General features: G+C 46.5%; 13 protein-coding genes. 4 read left to right on the top strand and 9 right to left on the bottom strand.

The genetic code is table 11. The features are described from left to right. The first annotated feature begins 150 nt into the window (after positions 1-150). Complete coding sequence (locus tag B0X71_RS03890; RefSeq protein WP_077588215.1) at positions 151-765, top strand: sterol desaturase family protein; 615 nt, start codon at positions 151-153, stop codon at positions 763-765. Positions 766-1412: 647 nt separating this feature from the next. Here the strand turns inward: B0X71_RS03890 and B0X71_RS03880 are convergent. The 5 genes from B0X71_RS03880 to B0X71_RS03860 form a co-directional block, all read right to left on the bottom strand. Beyond that, positions 1413-2858 carry a DEAD/DEAH box helicase gene (locus tag B0X71_RS03880; RefSeq protein ID WP_077588213.1) on the bottom strand — a complete coding sequence of 482 codons (1446 nt, stop codon included), beginning with the start codon at positions 2856-2858 and terminating at the stop codon, positions 1413-1415. A 287-nt stretch (positions 2859-3145) separates the two neighbouring features. Continuing rightward, positions 3146-4258, bottom strand: a complete 1113-nt coding sequence (locus B0X71_RS03875; RefSeq protein WP_077588212.1) for a glycosyltransferase family 2 protein — start codon at positions 4256-4258, stop codon at positions 3146-3148. 42 nt (positions 4259-4300) lie between these two features. Further along, a complete protein-coding gene (locus B0X71_RS03870; protein WP_077588211.1) occupies positions 4301-5824 on the bottom strand; it encodes a phytoene desaturase family protein in 1524 nt (507 codons plus the stop codon). Beyond that, positions 5821-6315 carry a glycosyl-4,4'-diaponeurosporenoate acyltransferase CrtO family protein gene (locus B0X71_RS03865; protein WP_077588210.1) on the bottom strand — a complete coding sequence of 165 codons (495 nt, stop codon included), beginning with the start codon at positions 6313-6315 and terminating at the stop codon, positions 5821-5823. The genes B0X71_RS03870 and B0X71_RS03865 overlap by 4 nt, the downstream gene beginning before the upstream one ends. 227 nt (positions 6316-6542) lie before the next feature. Beyond that, positions 6543-8042 carry a phytoene desaturase family protein gene (locus B0X71_RS03860; RefSeq protein WP_077588209.1) on the bottom strand — a complete coding sequence of 500 codons (1500 nt, stop codon included), beginning with the start codon at positions 8040-8042 and terminating at the stop codon, positions 6543-6545. A gap of 486 nt (positions 8043-8528) precedes the next feature. Between B0X71_RS03860 and B0X71_RS03855 the strand changes: the two genes are divergently transcribed. Beyond that, positions 8529-9449: an alpha/beta hydrolase gene (locus B0X71_RS03855; RefSeq protein ID WP_077588208.1), complete on the top strand. Its 921-nt coding sequence runs from the start codon at positions 8529-8531 to the stop codon at positions 9447-9449. A 134-nt stretch (positions 9450-9583) separates the two neighbouring features. Here B0X71_RS03855 and B0X71_RS03850 read toward each other — a convergent pair whose 3' ends face one another. From B0X71_RS03850 to B0X71_RS03835, 4 genes are all read right to left on the bottom strand, one after another. After that, positions 9584-11056: a protein adenylyltransferase SelO gene (locus tag B0X71_RS03850; RefSeq protein ID WP_077588207.1), complete on the bottom strand. Its 1473-nt coding sequence runs from the start codon at positions 11054-11056 to the stop codon at positions 9584-9586. 173 nt (positions 11057-11229) lie between these two features. Continuing rightward, positions 11230-13065 carry a tetratricopeptide repeat protein gene (locus B0X71_RS03845; protein WP_077588206.1) on the bottom strand — a complete coding sequence of 612 codons (1836 nt, stop codon included), beginning with the start codon at positions 13063-13065 and terminating at the stop codon, positions 11230-11232. Positions 13066-13254: 189 nt separating this feature from the next. Further along, entirely contained in the window at positions 13255-13536 is a 282-nt protein-coding gene (locus B0X71_RS03840; protein ID WP_077588205.1) for a hypothetical protein, read from the bottom strand. A 588-nt stretch (positions 13537-14124) separates the two neighbouring features. Then, a complete protein-coding gene (locus B0X71_RS03835; protein ID WP_198038683.1) occupies positions 14125-15948 on the bottom strand; it encodes a DUF262 domain-containing protein in 1824 nt (607 codons plus the stop codon). A 291-nt stretch (positions 15949-16239) separates the two neighbouring features. Here B0X71_RS03835 and B0X71_RS03830 point away from each other — a divergent pair, with 291 nt between their 5' ends. Together B0X71_RS03830 and B0X71_RS03825 are read left to right on the top strand one after the other, a co-directional pair. Then, positions 16240-16518, top strand: coding sequence for a hypothetical protein (locus tag B0X71_RS03830; RefSeq protein WP_077588203.1), 279 nt, complete (start codon positions 16240-16242; stop codon positions 16516-16518). Between the two features lie 360 nt (positions 16519-16878). Next, complete coding sequence (locus tag B0X71_RS03825) at positions 16879-18237, top strand: thermonuclease family protein (protein ID WP_077588202.1); 1359 nt, start codon at positions 16879-16881, stop codon at positions 18235-18237. Positions 18238-18254: the final 17 nt, after the last annotated feature.

The raw sequence follows: 18254 nt of genomic DNA, 5'->3' as shown, positions 1-18254 counted from the left end.
CCGCAGAGGCAGCCTCTGCGGGTTTCTGCTGGTTGACGATTAGCGGGTATTCCTATTTGTCATCAATTTTCGACTAAAATTCCTATCGTATTAATTTTCAGTTTACTTTATACTTAAACAACTACATTCCGAAAAGGAGACGTGACTCTCATGCGTGCGCATTACAAAGAATTCTTCTTGTTTCGCGATGTCACGGTAATGTTTATTTTGCTGGTGCCCCTTCTGCTGTTTACGTTCGTCCATGCGCTTTCCTGGCAAGTCTGGCTGTCTTTTGTCATTGGCATGTCCGCGTATGCATTAAGTGAGTACATGGTCCACCGGTTTTTGTTCCATATGAAGACACCATCGAATCCACTGCTGCTGAAGACAATCAAGCGACTGCATTTCGATCACCATGCCGATCCGAATAATCTGCATCTCCTGTTCTTGCCGCTATGGTTCAGTTTGCCGAATTTTTTGATTGCCTCCGCGCTGTTTTTGGCAGCAGAAGACAGCTTCACGCTGACAGCCGCATTCCTGACCGGTGTTATGACTTACTTCCTGTATTATGAATGGAAGCATTATGTCGCACATAAGCCGATCCAGCCGCGGACGGCAGTCGGCAAACAAGTCAAAAAAGCGCACCTGTGGCATCACTTCAAGAATGAGAATTATTGGTACGGCGTCACGCATACGTCGGTGGATAAAACGCTCGGAACTTATCGGGATCAGACAACTGTAAAAAAAAGTGAGACGGCCAGAAATTTGGAAAAACGGGTGCCATGACTTGTATAAGTGTTGAGGGACACATTTGCTCAGAGGAGCGGATGTGTTTTTTATTTCGTCTGGAATTTGATGGAAACAGGAATGGATTCGACGGATAAGACAGGGTGGGTTCACGATAAAGGGCGCCGGTTGCATATCAAAATTCGGCGAGTGGCCATTGGGGATACGAAATATACTTTAAGAGTTTCAGTGCAGTTCATGAAAAAAGATTCAAAAAGCAGCGCCGACTTTCTTAATGGAAGACCAATTATTTATGATATTTATCCAAAAAGCAGCTAGAATTGCAGCGAATTCACTTTAAGGAGCGCTGAATGCATATCAAGATTCACTGAATGATGATTAACAACCCGCGAGTGCACTTTAAGATCCGGTGAATGACGATTAAGAATTGATGAATGCATTTTAAAAAATGCCGGCATAGATTTCTAGGAAGTTTGATAAGAATAGTGGACGTATGGGGTGAATGCACTCTAAGACGGGCTGAATGGCGATTAACGGGAGCTGAATGCATGTTAATCCCTGCATGAAGTGTGATTAAAAACCGGTGAGTGCACTTTAAAACAAACTGAATGCACTTTAAGAATTCAAAAAAGCATTCCGGGCGCTTACCCGGAATGCTTTTGATGTACTAAATGAGGGACTTCTGATTACTTAACTGCTTTACTGACTTTCAGTTTCTTCCCTTTGACCGGCGTGTTTTGCATGGTCTGCAATACAAGCGCCCCTTTGCCATTCAGGATATCGACGTATGTCAGGTTATCCTGAACGGTGATGATACCGATATCATCCGCGGACACCCCGGGAATTTTAGCGATGGTGCCAACAAAATCGACGGCACGGAGCTTTTTCTTTTTGCCTCCGCTGAAGTGAAGTTTCAAAATATCCTTATTCACCCGTGCAGTCTTATTGTTCCGGACAACCCGGCGGCTGTCCATTTTTTCATCAAACGCAGCTTGCGCTTTTGCCGCTTCATGCGGAGCCGGTGCCTCAGCTGCGGGGATTGGAAAGCCGATGTAATTCTCGATTGACCGCAACAGCCGGCCTTCGTGTGCTAATGCCAGCGTGATTGCTTTACCGGTATTGCCGGCTCTGCCCGTCCGTCCGGTGCGGTGGACATAGCTTTCTTTTTCGACCGGCACATCGTAATTGATGATGAGCGTAACATTGTCTACATCAATTCCACGGGCCGCTACGTCAGTCGCCACCAAATAGCGGAAATTGCCGAGTTTAAAGCCTTCCATGACAGCGAACCGGTCTTCCTGCACAAGGCCGCCATGGAGTTTTTCCACGCTGTAGCCGGACTCTTCAAGTTCGGCATAGACCGAGTCGACATGGTCTTTTGTCCGGCAGAAGATGATGGCACTGTCCGGATTCTCAATGACCGTCACGTTTTTCAGCACATTCATCTTCTGTTCTTCTTTCACTTCAATGACACTGTGGTCGATTGCACTGACCGTCACGTCTTCTGAAGCGATCTGGATATTCACCGGATCGGTCATGTATTTATAGCAGAGTTTTTCCACATTCTCCGGCAATGTCGCAGAAAACACCATCGTGACCCGATCTGCCGGCAATTGCTTGATGATCGCTTCCACTTCTTCGATGAAGCCCATATTGAGCATTTCATCCGCTTCGTCGATGATCAAATACCGGATGCCATCAAGCGCAAGCGTTCCGCGTTCAATGTGGTCACTGACCCGGCCAGGCGTTCCGACAACGATATGCGTCTTCTGTTTCAGCTCTTCTTTCTGTTTGGCAAACGGCTCTTTGCCGTAGACCGCCACCGGGTTGATCCGCTTGAAGCGCCCGATATTCGCGAGATCTTCCCGCACTTGAACCGCCAGTTCACGCGTCGGTGTCAGAACAAGCGCCTGTGGCTTTTTCTCTTCCCATTCGATCATTTCACATACCGGAATGCCGAACGCCGCAGTCTTGCCGCTCCCCGTCTGGGATCTTACAACAAGATCCCGCTTTTTGAGCGCTTGCGGGATGACTTCCCTTTGGACTTCTGTCAATGCAGTGTACTTCAGCAGTTTGAGCGCTTTTTGGATTTCATCGCTCAATCCGTAATTATTAAAGCTTGTTTCATTCATATACGTAACCTCATTTAATTAAATTATCCGATTCATGGTCACCGTTTCTTCAGCAGAAAAATCACAGCAAAAACCTGATAGGTTCCATTATACGCGGAAAGTGCAGGAATCCCTATAAAATTAAACCGGCTTACGTATTCCATGGTGGATAAAACAGCAGTGCCACAATCAGCGGAGCGATTGTTGCCGTATAGAAATAGCGGTTCTTCTTCTCCTCGTAACACACCTATCAACAGATTCTCGGAAAGCAAAAAACACCCGGCATGGCCGGGTGCTTTAGCTTTTCGTCAAACATCTATTTTCCGGCCCTTCCATTTCACATTATGCAGGACATTCACCCGGAATAAGGAATACAAATGGATGCCTGTAAAAAATAGAAACAGCAATGGGAAAAACAGGAAAATCCACCAGCTGAAATTTCCGCATCTGCGGGCGAACAATGCAGTCTGAGCGGCAAAAACAACATACAATAAACCGCTGAGAATCATGGCAACAGCATCCATCGACACAATCGACGAGATCAGCGCGACTGCGATGCTGAAGCTGCCGGCGATCCAGATGACGGTCAGCAGCATGACGAATGGATGGGTAGATTTCGAACCAACAGCAAAGCTCTTGCACCAGCCTTCTATCAATTCGCCAATCCCGTTCGGGTACATCCGGAAAGAGATGAGATCTTTGCCGCCGAGGCAATAAACCGGCAAGTTTTTATCAAGAAATGCCTGCCCCAATTCCAAGTCGTCCATGATCGCCCCGTGGATTTTTTTATGTCCCCCGGTTGAAAAATAATCGTTTTTATTGCAGATAATGCACGGACCGAACGAGCCGGCCGTTTTGAAACGATAGCCCCACACCGTGAACACATTCATCCCGACGATGACAATCACATTAAAAACGGCAGAGAGATTTTCATACAGCCGGCGGACGGTATGAAATGGCTGCAGGGAGACGATTCCTTTGGCACCGCGCCTCTGATAAGAAAGAAGTAGATTGCGGATGCCCTCCACGTTCGTAAAGTAAGTATCCGCATCCAGGAATAAGAGCCACTCCCCTTTGGCTTGCTTTGCCCCGTACCAGCAGGCAGCCGATTTGCCGTGTCCCAGCTCTTCCGGGTCGTTTTGCAGCACACGCGCACCAAAACTTTCTGCAATGGCTGACGTATTGTCGGATGAGTCATCATCTACCAGCAGCACTTCAAATGACCGATACTTTTGTTCCGCCAGTGATTGCAGCAACGGGGTGATCCGGGTGCTTTCATTTCTCGCGGGAATGATGACGGAGACAAACGGAAGATCAGCATGCTCGCGGAACTGCGGTTTTGGCAGTGACCAGAACATGAGGATGCCTGTCACGACTGCCAGGAAACCGATGATGAGACTAATGACGTCTGAAGTAGCCATCTGAATCCCTCCTTGTCTTGATCCGGATCTTTCAGCGTTTCCTTACTCTGAACTTCCGGCCTTGACGCCTTGGTCATCCAGGATCAGTTCCTGGGCCGTGATTTTTGCTGACAGAAGCACAATCGGCACCCCGGCGCCCGGATGCGTGCTGCTTCCGGTAAAATACAGATTCGAACAATGCGTCGCCTTGCTTTGCGGCCGCAGATGATTGCTTTGGGAAAACGTCGGCTGCAGACCGAAAGCGGCACCGTTATAGGCATTGAACCTCGATTCGAAATCCAGCGGCGTGATGCAGGTTTCTGTGACAATTTCATTATCAACGTTTTCAAAGCCCGGTATCTTTTTCAGTTCATTTAAAATATAGCCACGGTAATACGCGATTGTTTCATCGGTCCATTCATAATCGGCCGTCGCGACGTTCGAAACCGGCATCAGAATATACAATCCATCTTTTCCCTCCGGCGCCAACGAAGGATCCATTTTCGAAGCGATATACACATAAAATGAGGCGTCCGTCAGTTTCTTCCCTGAAAAGATGTCTTCCAGATTTTTATCCAATTGTTCATTGAAAATAAAATTATGGACATGTTCGACTTCTGAATACTTTCTATCCATCCCTAAATACAACAAAAAACAGGAACAGGTGTATTTCATCTTATCAATTTTCTTGTCCGTGTATTTTCCTTTAGCAACTGGGTCCTTGACCAAATTTTTCATGGCAAATGGAAAATCGGCGTTGCACACCACATAATCCGCTCGCACCTGTTCACCGTCGACAATGATTCCGGTGGCATTTTTATTTTCAATTGTTATTTCCTGTACGCTCTTGTTGTAAAAAATTTCCCCGCCGAGCTCTTCAAAAAGTCGTTCCATGGAAGAAGCCATGGTGTACATCCCGCCTTTGATGAACCAGACACCGTATAAAAACTGAAGCATCGGGATCATCGTATAAAACGATGGGCTCTTATATGGGGAGATGCCTATGTACAGCGTCTGAAAACTGATGATCTGTTTCAAACGTTCGTTTTGGATATACCGGCCGATAAAGTGATCGGCTGTATCGAACACCTTCATTTTCTTGCCTTTTTTCAGTAGGGAACGGTTATAGAAATCCCGGTGTTTACGGAACGGCCGCTGCAAAATATCGATCTTGGCAAACGAAAAGAGCTTATACGTCTCATGGAGATATTGAAAAAACCCGCCCGTATCTGTTTCACTGATCGACTCAATGGTTTTTGTCAGCCGGATAAGGTCAGAAGACATGTCAATCGGCGCGTCGGGTGTATCGCTGAAGTACGCCCGGTACATCGGATCCAATTGTTCCATCGGGATATAGTCGTCGGAATCCCGACCGCAAAGCTCGAACACTTCCCGGTAGATTTCCGGCACCATGACGATACTCGGTCCAAGATCGAATTTGTAACCGTCCATTTCGATCCGGTTCATTTTCCCGCCGGGTGTGGATTCTTTTTCATATAGCGAGACCTCGTATCCGGCGTGCTGAAGCCTGATGGCGCTTGCCAGTCCTGCCACTCCCGCGCCGATGACGATCACTTTCTTTTTCACATGGATTCCCCCGTTTCTTTAGATGTAATCATGGCGATGCGTCCGCGATTATACCGCTGGACAACGATGAATGGCAGATTGAATAACACCGCATAGCCGATCATTGCCCAACCCGCACCCGGAGGATTCCAAAGAAAAAATAACGGCGCGGGCACCATGGAGAGCCAATGGGTCAATTCAGCCCGTTTTGTTTCCGCGGCAAAGATGTTTAAGTCATCCCGTCTCTTGCCGGGTAACCGCTCTTTACTGTAGCCCTGTTTCAGAATAACCGTTCCGTCTATCAGCAGCCCTTTCCATTGTTTCACTCTGAACAATCGCTGCCATATTTCCCCTGACCTTTCCCAAGAGAACAGGCGGAACCAGGCGTGATCTTTCAGGAAAAACGTTTGCGGAATTCTTAAGCACCAGGCGGAAATGAATAGATGGAAGAAAGTCCATGCCACCACATCGATGATGACGACCCAAACGGCAGGCAATGTTACCAGGGGCATGGAACCTCTCCTTCCTAAATCGGGATTTTATGTGACCATTCCGGGGAATTTGCGGGCCCGGTGAGACTCTGCAGATCACAAAGCGGTTAAAGCAGCTCATGGACCGCCCCGGCAGCTGACAGTGGACGTTCCGCCGCGTCAGCTGCATGACCCACTTCCTTTGGGCTTGAAAGCGTCCACCTAAAGCGAGTTCTTCAATCCAATCAAAACGCAGCAGAAACCATTCCTCATTTGCCTTGCTGCATATCCCTTTCAACAATCTTTCTTCCGACCTGCTGGCCGCTCAAGGTGACCATCGGCATCCCGCCACCCGGATTGACTGTTCCCCCGACAAAATACAAATTATCGTAGCGTTCACTTTGTTTCGGGTGCTTGAATCCTTTATTTTTCGAACGGTCCGACAGCGTTCCGTAAATCGCGCCGCGGTCAGAGCCGTACACCCGCTGAATATCTTCAGGCGTCCATATATCCTGCGTCACGATGTTTTCCCGCAAATCTTCAAGACCCATTCGTTCCAATTTGATCAGGACTTTCTCCGCGAATCGCTCATACTCCTCTTGCGTGAACGGTTCATCCTGAACATACGGAATATGCGGGAGTACTTTTAAATTTTCATATCCGGGCGGCGCCGTCGTTGGATCGGTTTTATTGGGATTGACCAAGTAAATGACCGGATCATCGGGCAGCTCATGACGGTGAAAAATCGTATTCATCTGTTTTTTCATGTCTTCTGCGAAGAAAAAATTATGATGTGCCAACTGCGGGTAACTTTTTTTGACGCCGAGATGCATCACGAGACCGGAACTCGCGGGCTCGAATTTCTTTTTCAGTTTTTTAACATACCCCTTCTTTTCATCAAGCAACTTTTCATAAAGCGGAATGACTTCCATATTGGAGATGTAATAATCCGCCGCCACCTTTGCCCCGTCCTCCAATAACGCGCCAGCGATCTTGCCTTTCTCCTTGTAGAGGCGGGCAACACCCACTCCCGTGTAGATATTGACGCCGACTTCTTCAGCCAGTCGCACGAGCGCATCAGCCAACCGGTTCATCCCGCCGGGCACATACCAGACGCCTTGGTCATGCTGCATATAAATCATCATATTAAGAACAGCAGGCGCATCGTAAGGAGAGGAACCAACATATTTAATAAAGTAGGAAAGCATATCCTGGAATTGCGTATTGCTGATCCGTTTATCGATAGCGCTATGTACGGTTGAAAAAAGATCGAAATTCTTCAGGGCATTGATCGCCCCGTGATACTGCGTAAGTTCTTCCGCGCTGTCCAGCCCCTGGGCAAAATACCCCTTTTCAGTCATATCATAAAGCTTTTTGGAGTATTTCAGCAGGTTTGCATATTCGCGCATATCCCGCTTGTCCAGTGACGGATTTTTCGCTTCCATTTCCCGCAAGTTCTGGTACAGATCGATAATATTGCCATCAGGAAAAAAGGAACGCCATTGATGATCCAAAGGGATGATCGGCACGTAATCCTCCATGCGTTTTCCGCTGTCTTCGAATAATTTCGCGAAAATCTTCGGCATCGTCAGAATGGAAGGTCCCAAATCAAAGCCGAATCCGTCCTGTTCGAGCCGGTTCAACTTCCCGCCGATGTAGTTATTTTTTTCGAACAGGGAAACTTTATATCCGCGCTGCGCAAGGGAAATTGCGGCGGATATACCGCCAAGCCCTCCACCGATAATCAACACTTTTTTGCTTCCAATCATTTTCAACAACACCTTTCCGTAAGTTAAAAGCAATTGCTGACAGCAGCTTTAATCTGTGTCATTTTTCTTTGGCCACATAGCCCATTGCGGATGGACAATCGCATCGGTTTTCTGTCCCGTTTCTTTTTTCTGTACGTCAGCGTTGTACCAAAGTCAGTTTCTGACAGAAAACAAGCTATAAGCATACCTTTACCCATATCCCTTACTAGCTATTCTATAGGAGTATGACATACCTCGCATCTTCAAGCCGTTTCTCTTCCATGCCTAAAATGCAATGGACAGGCAGCGTTCAAGTTAACGACATTATACAACTACGTAACACCTTTGTACAACGTTGTGGTACAATGAAGATCGAAACAGCTGTCTTAGAGATGCGACAGTCATCGGCCTTTGCCGGTCATATGCCTTCAGCAGCGCATGGGGTTTGCAGCGATTGACTATTTACCGGCGTTATGGATAGAATGATTGAAAAAAGCGAGGTCCCTTATGATTAATTCCCTTTTGTTTAAAACAATCGTTGCAAGGTTACTGCGGCTTTTACCCAATGAAGCAGAAAAAACGACGATGGTCCCCTTGCTGCCAATCGAAACGAAAAAAGATTTTTTAGTTGATACGTCTGTTAAACCCACCTATATATCCTTTTATTATCCATTGAACGCCGGCCAGGAAAAGCTGCCTGTCTATGTCAATTTTCACGGAGGCGCATTCATCATGAATGACAAGAAAATGGATGATCCTTATTGCCGTTTCCTGGCCAATGAAACAGGGTGTGTCGTTCTGAATATCGGATATGTCAGAGCGCCTGAATACCCTTTTCCAAATGCGATTCAGCAAGGTTATGAGATTCTCCATTGGATGAAAGGAAGAGCTGAAGATTTGAATATTGACCCGGAAAGAATCATGGTAGGCGGTCAAAGTTCAGGCGCTAACATCGCAGCCGCCCTCTGTCTCTACCTCGAAGAGAAGCAGGACAATCAGCCCCTCCTGCAAGTATTGTCTTATCCGATGCTCGATTTCGTCACACCGCACGCGGAGAAACCAGAACCGAAATGGCTGCGCGCCCAATTCCCGCAAGTCGCGAATTTTTTGAATATGTGTTACGTGCCTGAGAAGCACCAAGCGGAAAATCCGCTCGCTTCGCCCGTTCTTGCTAATGTCGGGAATAGTTTAGCCCCTGCTCTCATGCTCATCGCCGAGCATGATGCGTTTAGAACCGAAGGGGAATTTTATGCGGAGAAATTAAGAGCAGCCGGGATAGAAGTTCATGATGAGATCTTTGAAGGCTGTTATCATGCCTTTACCCACCAGGGTCCAAAAGAAAAAGCGGAGCAGGCGTGGAATTTGATCGCAGAGAAAATCCGGGAAGCGCTCGCAGCCTATGAAAGCCGAACCGAAAAAAACGCCTAACAAGGCATTTCGTCTTAATAAATGCCCTAGCTCTTCTGAGTTGTGCAAGGAATCCATTGATTCAGCACATTGCGTCACAAGATTATGGGAATAGACAAAAAGCACCCGGTATACCCGGGTGCTTTTTGTAATTATTACGTACCGCAATATGTCTGATACGGTTTATCGGTCGGGGCAGGCGCAATATAGTCCGCCTGCTTCGGCGTGCGGTTATATGGATCTTCCAGCACCGTCAGCAATTTATCCAACGGCCCGAAATCTCCTTGTTCCACAGCTGCTGCCAGTGCTTCTTCCACTTTATGATTCCGCGGAATGACAGCCGGGTTGCTATTGCGCATGAGTTCGCTCACGGCTTCCTCCGATTCTTCCTGCCGCTTCAGCCGATCATGCCAGCGCGCCTGCCATTCCTTGAAAGCAGTTGTTCCGAAAATATCCGGCTTGTCCGCTTCCTCGTACGTCAAGGCGCGGAACGTGTTCGTGAAATCCGCTCCCTGGTCCTGCATGATGGCCAGGAGATCATCAGCGAGCACTTCATCTTCCGCTTCTTTTGTAAATAAACCGAGTTTTGCCCGCATGCCTTCGAGCCAATTCGTCTCGTACAACTTGATGTATGTCGACAGCTCTTCCTGGATGCGTGCGATTGCTTTGTCCTGGTCGTCACCTAAGAGCGGCAACAGGGTTTCCGCAAACCGCGCTAAGTTCCAACCGCCGATCATTGGCTGGTTGCCATAGGCATAGCGGCCCTGCACATCGATTGAACTGAATACGGTCGCCGGATCATAAGCATCCATGAACGCGCACGGGCCGTAGTCGATCGTCTCTCCGCTGATGGCCATATTATCTGTATTCATGACCCCGTGGATAAACCCGACGAGCTGCCACTTTGCGATAAGTGCCGCCTGGCGTTTCATCACTGCCCGGAACAGCTCCAGGTACTTCTCATCCTTGTCTTTCAATTCGGGATAATGCCGATCAATGGCATAGTCCGCAAGCACCCGGAGATTCTCAATATCATCCCGGCCCCTCGCATACTGGAACGTGCCGACGCGCAAATGACTCGACGCTACCCGGGTCAGGATGGCACCCGGCCGCGCAGATTCCCGCTGGATGGTCTCACCTGTATAAACGACTGCCAGACTGCGGGTCGTCGGGATGCCGAGCGCATGCATCGCCTCGCTGATGATATACTCGCGCAGCATCGGCCCGAGTGCCGCCCGTCCGTCGCCGCCGCGGGAATAAGGCGTCCGCCCGGCTCCTTTCAGCTGAATGTCCATCCGGTCGCCGGTCGAGGTAATCTGTTCACCGAGCAGGATAGCCCGTCCATCGCCAAGCATCGTGAAATTGCCGAATTGATGTCCGGCGTAGGCTTGCGCAATGGGTTCCCCGCCTTCCGGCACTTCATTGCCCGCAAGGACAGCGATTCCTTCCTCGCTCTGCAAAGCCTCCGGGTCCAGCCCAAGCGATCCCGCGAGTTCCTCGTTTACTATGATCAACTCCGGTGCGCGCACCGGATTCACGTTCATTTTCGAGAAAAAGGATTCCGGGAGACGGGTGTAACTATTATCAAACTGCCAGCCGATCTTGGTTGTTTCCTGTCTCTGTGTCATAAGTATCCCCTCTCTTTCGTTTTGTTTTCCATCTTTATACTATACCCATTCCATGGCTATGCGATCCCTTTTAATGAATTTCAAAAACGACAAAAAGCGGTCCCGCCTCATACCGCAAACCGGTTGGCGCTGCTGACTGCTTGCTCTAATCTTTTATTGAAAGTTGCAGACCTTCAAACAAATGCCTTAATTTCCGGAAGATCATGAATCAGCCAGTAAACAAGCTGTGCCTCATCTTCATTTCCCGGCTGCAGGTTCAGTTTCTTTGGAAAAGCGCCCGGATTCCTGCCTGCTTTAATCAACTTCACCACATATGGATTCAGTTCTTTCGCTTCCTTTTTCATTGTCCGTAATTCAACAGGAGTGACATGCCCATCATGCAGATCAAAAAGCCAATCAAAGTAGAAGTCCAGCGTTGTTTCTTCCAACTCATCAAAATCCACGATGAAGTCATCGGCTTCTTCCCATTGACCGGCATGCAGATAGGCACTGAGCAGTAGCCATTTTGCTCCTTGGTGGTCGGCAGGATTTTTATCCAGCAAATCTTCGAATTGTTCGACTGCCGTCGGGTAATCCCCTTGTGTCATCAGCCAGGCGCCGTACGAGAAAAGTGCACGAAGCAGCGGACGGTTTGCCACGTATGACCAGGCAGGATCGAATTCCGCATCGAAATTCCGGTAGCCTGTATTAAGTGCCTGCAAATAATACAGCCGTTTTTGGAGCGGATCTGGTTCATACTCGGCTAACAGCAGATTCGCGTCCGTGTTTTTAGGATCTAATTTGAATGCCTGTCCGGCGAGACGGTGACGTTCAGCCCCCTCCGTTCCATAAGCCATATAGCACCATTGCTGGGCCTGTTCCTTGTCACTTTGCGGTTTATATTCCTTGTTCATCTCTTGCTGCATCATCCGTTCCAACTCTTCAGGCGAGGAAACATCCGCATGCAACGAGCGGCACAGCATTTCCCATAGATGCCGCTCTGTTGCCCGCGGGTCAGTGCCCATTTCCTGGATGATCGCCGGGGACTGCTGCCCGGTTTCAGATTGCCATTCTTCGAATTTCTCGTACAAATAATCCAGCATCTGTTCCCGGTATTTCGCCAGGGAAGCGACTGACACGCCGAAATGCCGGGCCAATTCCTGCTGCGTTATCCTGTATTCGTCAAAAAAGCCGATTTCATTGAATGCCTGCAGAATACCCGCTGCAACGCCTTCCGCTTTCCTTGCGTTCATTGGCATTTCCAGAAGAAAAGAGTGAGCCATCATCCCGATCGCTTGGTCATTCAGTTTTTTATCAGCGGCGAACCCGACGACCATGCTAAGCGCATTTTCCTGCAGTTCCGGCAGTTCGGGAAGGTGCAAATGCTCTCCAAAAGAAAGATACAGATCGAGCGAATCATCAACGCCTTGCTCAAGTTTAGCTGCCAGCGTCTCTGCAACGGCCTCCCGGAATTTCGGGATGAAGATGAGGCTGTTTGTCGGCTGAAGTCCCCCTTCGCCTTTCCGTGGGTCTTCCAACGCAATACCGAATATCCAGTCCCCGGAGTCCGCCTGTTCATCGCCGGACAGCTCATAGCTTTTTCCGCTGACCACATCTTCAATTAAGAATACACCATCCTGTTTTCGAAGGATTTTACCAAGGAGGTAAAACGGCTGTTCCCAAACCGTCAGTACATCCGTCACCCGCTGGCGTCTCTGGCGCTTCTTCTGCTTTTTGATATAGTCTTTCCATAAATCGCCCCTGTCCATGAAAAAGAACGATTCAAATGCCAGCAGCTCAATGAGCTGGTCGTCAAATACGTCCGCAAGCGCATTCTGCCATTTGCGATGGCGGCGGGTCATTTCATCGTACGCTTTCGGCTCCAACCCCTCCTCCGCAAACTGCTCGATGATTCGTTCCAGCTCCGCATCAATCACTCCTTGGAGATCCACCACTTGTTCCTGTCCGCAGCATTTCTTATATTTCTTGCCGCTCCCACAAGGACACGGATCATTTCTGCCTATCATCATACCAGCCCTTTTCTGCTTATTTTCTTTATCGTAGCCCTGTGCCGGTCCAGTGACAAGGACTTAATCCGGTTATTTTTCTCCAGTATGCTGCCATATCCGATCGCGACAGCAGTATAAGAAACGAAAGAAGCGAATCGGACTATTCCCCAAGCAGCCGGATAACCTCTCATAATTCCCGGAATACCCGGTTCAATTGAATTTCCGATGATCCAGCAATAATTGCAGCCATTGCGCCGGCCGTTTGAATGAATCGATTCTGTCTTCCCGGTGCGGGTTGATATATAAATGCCAGCCGAACGCCCTATACAGGCAGCCGATCTGTTCAGCCAGCGAATTCCAGAATACCCGAACGATCAGGAACGGATGCGTGATGGCTGCGTCTCCCCAATCAAACAGGCGGCGCATTCCTTCAGCGGTGACCGCATTCACATGCAAAGGGAATGGTACTTTGGTAGGATCCTGGCTATTCATGGATATTTTTCACTTATTTAGCCTCAACTATTTTGCCCAAAGTAAGTCACTTGGCAACCCACCCATCAATGGTCAACTCTCTGTCCGCTCCGCGGCAATTACATCCATCGTTTGATTAGTAACTCCACCATCAAACAACTCTTAAGCGTTGCTTCAAACGGTGAACTACTTTATAAGTAAACTTGCCTTCTTCACTAATCATTTTTAATATGATGCTCATATCCAGGTCCTCTACTCTCTCGAATAGCACCGTTCTTCCAAGTGTTGCTTGCACTCAACTGTTCGTGAACTGCTAACTGCTTATACGTATCATTCCGTCATTTCACTGTTACCATTTTATTTTCTTCATTGAGTTTAAAGAATGATTTTTTAAGAACCACAAAGGATAAGGATGCAATCTAATCTCTCTCAACATCATGACACCGTTCAATATTGCCCGTTCCATAGACCAAGTAGTGCCATTTATTATACTTGCTCAGTATTTTCAATAGTATTATACGACTTGTCCTTTTTTGTTTAAAAAAAGTTCCTTCAGCTATGCTCGCTGAAGGAACTTTTTCACTAACCTCATATCTCACACTAATACTCTTATTTGTATAATTCAAAAAGGAGTAAATCTATTAAACTCTTTCCTCTTTCCTTGATCAATCTGTTAGCCATGGCGGCATTATTATTAGAAAGATCTTTCTCAGCAACCACAATATTGGATTGTGTGGGATATAAATTATTATCAATGAATTCCTGCGTTAACTGGCCAGTTTCTAACTCTGCATCATACAAATTGATGTCTTTTTTCCTTCTGTTCCATGATTTCTCTAAAAACATCATATTACCCAAAGTACCTGCAGGTATATTAAGCTCTTTATATTTGTCTTCAACCTTCTTTTTCACTATTATGTGCTCGTATTCGTAATCTCTTCCCTGCACATATCTATCTTTGTAGAAGCTTTGAAGCACCGTGTATAAAAGTTTTGACATATCGTCAAAGTTGATACTTCCAAAGACTGTACGTTCTTCCCACCAGTTGTTTAATTCATCTTCCAATGAATCTTTTGAAAGTTTAATTTCGTATGTTTTGCTATTAAGATAAAATGAGTTTAGTCGCGCGTCTCCAGCGTTCCCCCAATTACCTCGCAAAGCATCAAAAATATAGAAATAAATGAAATTTTTGAGAGTATTAGAGAACTTGGCGCTAGCTCCATTCGTTGAACCTTTTACTGTTCCATCCGCAATTTGAAAATTTCCAGACCATAAATCAGCGAAGTAAGATAAAAATTTAAAATTACTGATCTTTTTGTTCTCGTACTTTTTTTCAGTATGAGGACGAGACAAGTATTTTTCAAAATGAGTATTAATTTGTCCGTAAATGAATATAATTTTTCCCACTAAATCTTCAATAAAATCCGGACTATTAATTATATAAATTTGATTCTGAATAGTATAGAGCCTTCGATTATCAATTCCAAGAATTACGCCAAGAGTAGAATAGCCTAGTTCATCTGCTAAGTCTTCAACTTGGCTTGAATTTCTGTCTGAATAAAAAACTGGAGAGGAGTTAATTATGATTTTTCCTAAAGCATAACAAAACTCTGATAAGTTAATAGATCTTTCTTCTCTCATTTTCTCAGAAGAAAATTTCTCTATCTTAATTTCTCTATTTTTGTTTAAAGTCTCATATCTCTTTATTACTTCTTCTAATACTAAGCTATTATATTTTTTATCATTTAATTCAATTACATCATTATACCATTGAGCAGCAAATACTTGATATTTAGTTAATTTTTTACCTCCTTTATTGAGGTTTTCAAACACTTTTGCTAGCTCTGAAACATCACCTAAAAACTCTATAGTAGGTATCAAAATCTGATCGACTTTCAAAAAATTCTCTTTTGTTTCTTCTATTAAATCTTGTAACTCTATTATTTCTTCTACCATAGTAGAATCATAATAACCCTTTAATAAATCGTCAGACTTAATAGCGTTACTTAAAAAAGTAGACTTCCGATCCTTATTTGAGAGAGTTTCTTTTACATGAACATTTAATTGCTTTTTGATCTTTCTTAAAGCTTTTACATCCTTTTTATCGCTATCGGATAACCTAGAAGATATAATTTTTAGCAATTTCTCCTCAAAGCCTTCAGTTGCTATATAATTTTCAGGATGTTTTTGATAATCTAAAATTGTCGAAAATCGTTGCAAACCGTCTATGAGCGTCACTTCATCACGAGATTCATATTTATAAATGAGTACAGACCCAAATGGGTACCCCATGTTTAGGGTTTCAATAAATTCATGTCTTTGTGCTGTACTCCATACAAGCCTTCTCTGGAATGTTGGTACCTTTACCCTGCCAGAAAGCTGTGAAAAAGTATATTGATTTGAAGTATATTTACTTTCATACTGTCCAGACAAACTATTCACCCCTTCTTAAATATCTATATTATTTATTTGTCTAGCAAGATACCATGCACTTCTATTTTACTCAAAAATCAGGAAAATCACATTCTTTTTATTCCCACTCTTAACATGCTAAAGTATTAAATTTGTAGAAACGTCTTCTTCACTTCGAATATTGAGAGTTTATTTTAACGATTAAGAAAACAAAAAATCGAGGGAAGCCAATGAGACTTTACTTCTTACGTATAAGGGTTACCCATAACAATTTCAGTAATTTTGCATACGCAGATGCACTGATCAATTAACTTGCTCCACAAGTGTGCCTCGCTGACGGCAGAGGACCTAGATTCCGAGGGCAAATTCGTCGGCCGGCTCCACGTATCCGGTGCAGAAATTGTCCATAACGGAAAGGAAGTTCAAATCATTTTGGTCAATGGCATGCCTCTTACTGAAGAAACATGGTATAGAGTTGCAAGCTTTGACTATCTGCAACGCGGGTCACGCTATCCGACGCTCGCAAGTGAACAGAAAGTAACGTATAGGGCGGAAAAAATTAAAGATGTCATTCAGCAGTATGTAAGTTAGAAAGAGTTCTTGGAATAGTCTGGAGTGAACCGCTGGACTGCGGCTTCTCGAACTACTGTTTAAAGAAAAAGACGTTTTCAACGAGACCTGCACCAGTGTCGCTTGAAAACGTCTTTTTACGCTATTATCGCTTACTCGACGGGAATGTTCATTCATATACAGTTGCGTGCCGACTGCCGAATTCCTATTTGATTTCACCCAAACAAAACATGCCATTTACAAGACTTAACCAGAAAGGGTACTTTCACTTACTAAATTCTGTCATAATTAATGAAAACTATCACTTATTTTGATGGAAAAGAAGCAGTTGCAAGTCCAATGCTGTAGTGACCGTAACTTAAAAAGACGGGAGGCACTTACATGCGCAATCAGAACGACTCACGCAATGGATTCCGGAAAATTCCGGGATTCCGGTCCAACATATGGTGGAAAAAGATAATCGCAGTCATTGTTTATTTCGTTATCGCTGTATTCGCGATTACTGCATTAACCCAAGGCGGCTTACCCGGGCTGCTGTTTTTCCTTGCCCTGCTGGCAATACCGCTGTCTTTTATCGCGTTGATCAAAGGCAGATTACGATCCGCCGGAATTCCCAACCGGAAGATCGCCAGCCTTGTCTTTGTGATTTCACTGGTGCTGCTTCCTGTTCTGACGATGTTCATGGAAGCACCTGCCGAATCGGACATTGCGGTAGATGATGTGGCGGGTGCCGTCGAAGAAGCAGAACCGGAACCAGCCGCGGCGGAGCAGGAAATCGAGGAAACGGAAGAAGTTGAAGAAACCGACGAGACAGCGGAAGCTGCTGAGCAGCCGGAAACCGGTGAACAAGCAGCTGTGGAAGAAGTGGAACGGATTGCAGAAGAACAGGCGGAAGCGGAAGCGGAAGCTGCTGCAAAAAAAGCAGAGGAAGAACGCTTAGCTAAAGAAGCAGAAGAGCAAGCAGCAGCTGAGGCAGCGGCGGAAGAAGAACGGATCGCCGCAGAAGCGGCAGCAAAAGAGCAGGCGGAACAGGAAGCAAAAGCCGCAGCTGCCGCAGAAGAAGCACGGCAAGCGAACGCTCCCAACGCAACCGTGACCCGTGTCGTCGATGGCGATACGCTGGAAGTATCGATGAACGGCACAACGGAAACTGTCCGGCTGCTGCTTGTTGATACACCGGAGACCGTCCATCCGAGCGAACCGGTTCAGCCCTTCGGACCCGAAGCTTCACAATTTGTGAAAGACATGTTAGAAGGGCAAGAAGTCCGGATCGAAGTCGGCGCGGAAGAACGCGATAAATATGACCGCATGCTGGCATACGTCTTCATCGGTGACGAGACCATCCAGGAAAAGCTGCTGGAAAACGGACTCGCCGCCACGGCGTATCTTTATAACGACTTATCGATGCTTGATGCATTCCATGCAGCCCAGCAAAAAGCAATCGATGCCGACATCGGCGTCTGGTCGATTCCAGGGTACGCCCATGTCGATCACGACCACGGGTTTCATTACGAAGAAACAGAACCGGAGCCTGAGCCGGAACCGGAAGAAGCGGAACCTGAACCGGAAACGGCACCAGGCGGGAATTTGGAATACGACCCCGCCGGTCCGGACCGGGACTGCGGTGATTTTTCCTCTCAAGCTGCTGCCCAAGCCTTCATGGAAGCCGCCGGCGATGGAGACCGCCACCGATTGGATGGCAATGATAACGACGGATTGGCGTGTGAAAGTCTCGGTTAAACCAAAAGAGCCATCAC

This window comes from Planococcus lenghuensis, assembly GCF_001999905.1.
In the GTDB taxonomy this organism is placed as follows: Bacteria; Bacillota; Bacilli; order Bacillales_A; family Planococcaceae; genus Indiicoccus; species Indiicoccus lenghuensis.
This window is presented reverse-complemented; position numbering and strand designations above follow the sequence as displayed.

Excerpts from the sequence above, each read along its gene's own strand:
- B0X71_RS03845 (WP_077588206.1), bottom strand. The coding sequence starts at position 13,065 with ATGATGATAGGCAGAAATGATCCGTGTCCTTGTGGGAGCGGCAAGAAA.
- B0X71_RS03860 (WP_077588209.1), bottom strand. The coding sequence starts at position 8,042 with ATGATTGGAAGCAAAAAAGTGTTGATTATCGGTGGAGGGCTTGGCGGT.
- B0X71_RS03850 (WP_077588207.1), bottom strand. The coding sequence starts at position 11,056 with ATGACACAGAGACAGGAAACAACCAAGATCGGCTGGCAGTTTGATAAT.
- B0X71_RS03890 (WP_077588215.1), top strand. The coding sequence starts at position 151 with ATGCGTGCGCATTACAAAGAATTCTTCTTGTTTCGCGATGTCACGGTA.
- B0X71_RS03840 (WP_077588205.1), bottom strand. The coding sequence starts at position 13,536 with ATGAATAGCCAGGATCCTACCAAAGTACCATTCCCTTTGCATGTGAAT.
- B0X71_RS03880 (WP_077588213.1), bottom strand. The coding sequence starts at position 2,858 with ATGAATGAAACAAGCTTTAATAATTACGGATTGAGCGATGAAATCCAA.
- B0X71_RS03855 (WP_077588208.1), top strand. The coding sequence starts at position 8,529 with ATGATTAATTCCCTTTTGTTTAAAACAATCGTTGCAAGGTTACTGCGG.
- B0X71_RS03865 (WP_077588210.1), bottom strand. The coding sequence starts at position 6,315 with ATGCCCCTGGTAACATTGCCTGCCGTTTGGGTCGTCATCATCGATGTG.
- B0X71_RS03875 (WP_077588212.1), bottom strand. The coding sequence starts at position 4,258 with ATGGCTACTTCAGACGTCATTAGTCTCATCATCGGTTTCCTGGCAGTC.
- B0X71_RS03825 (WP_077588202.1), top strand. The coding sequence starts at position 16,879 with ATGCGCAATCAGAACGACTCACGCAATGGATTCCGGAAAATTCCGGGA.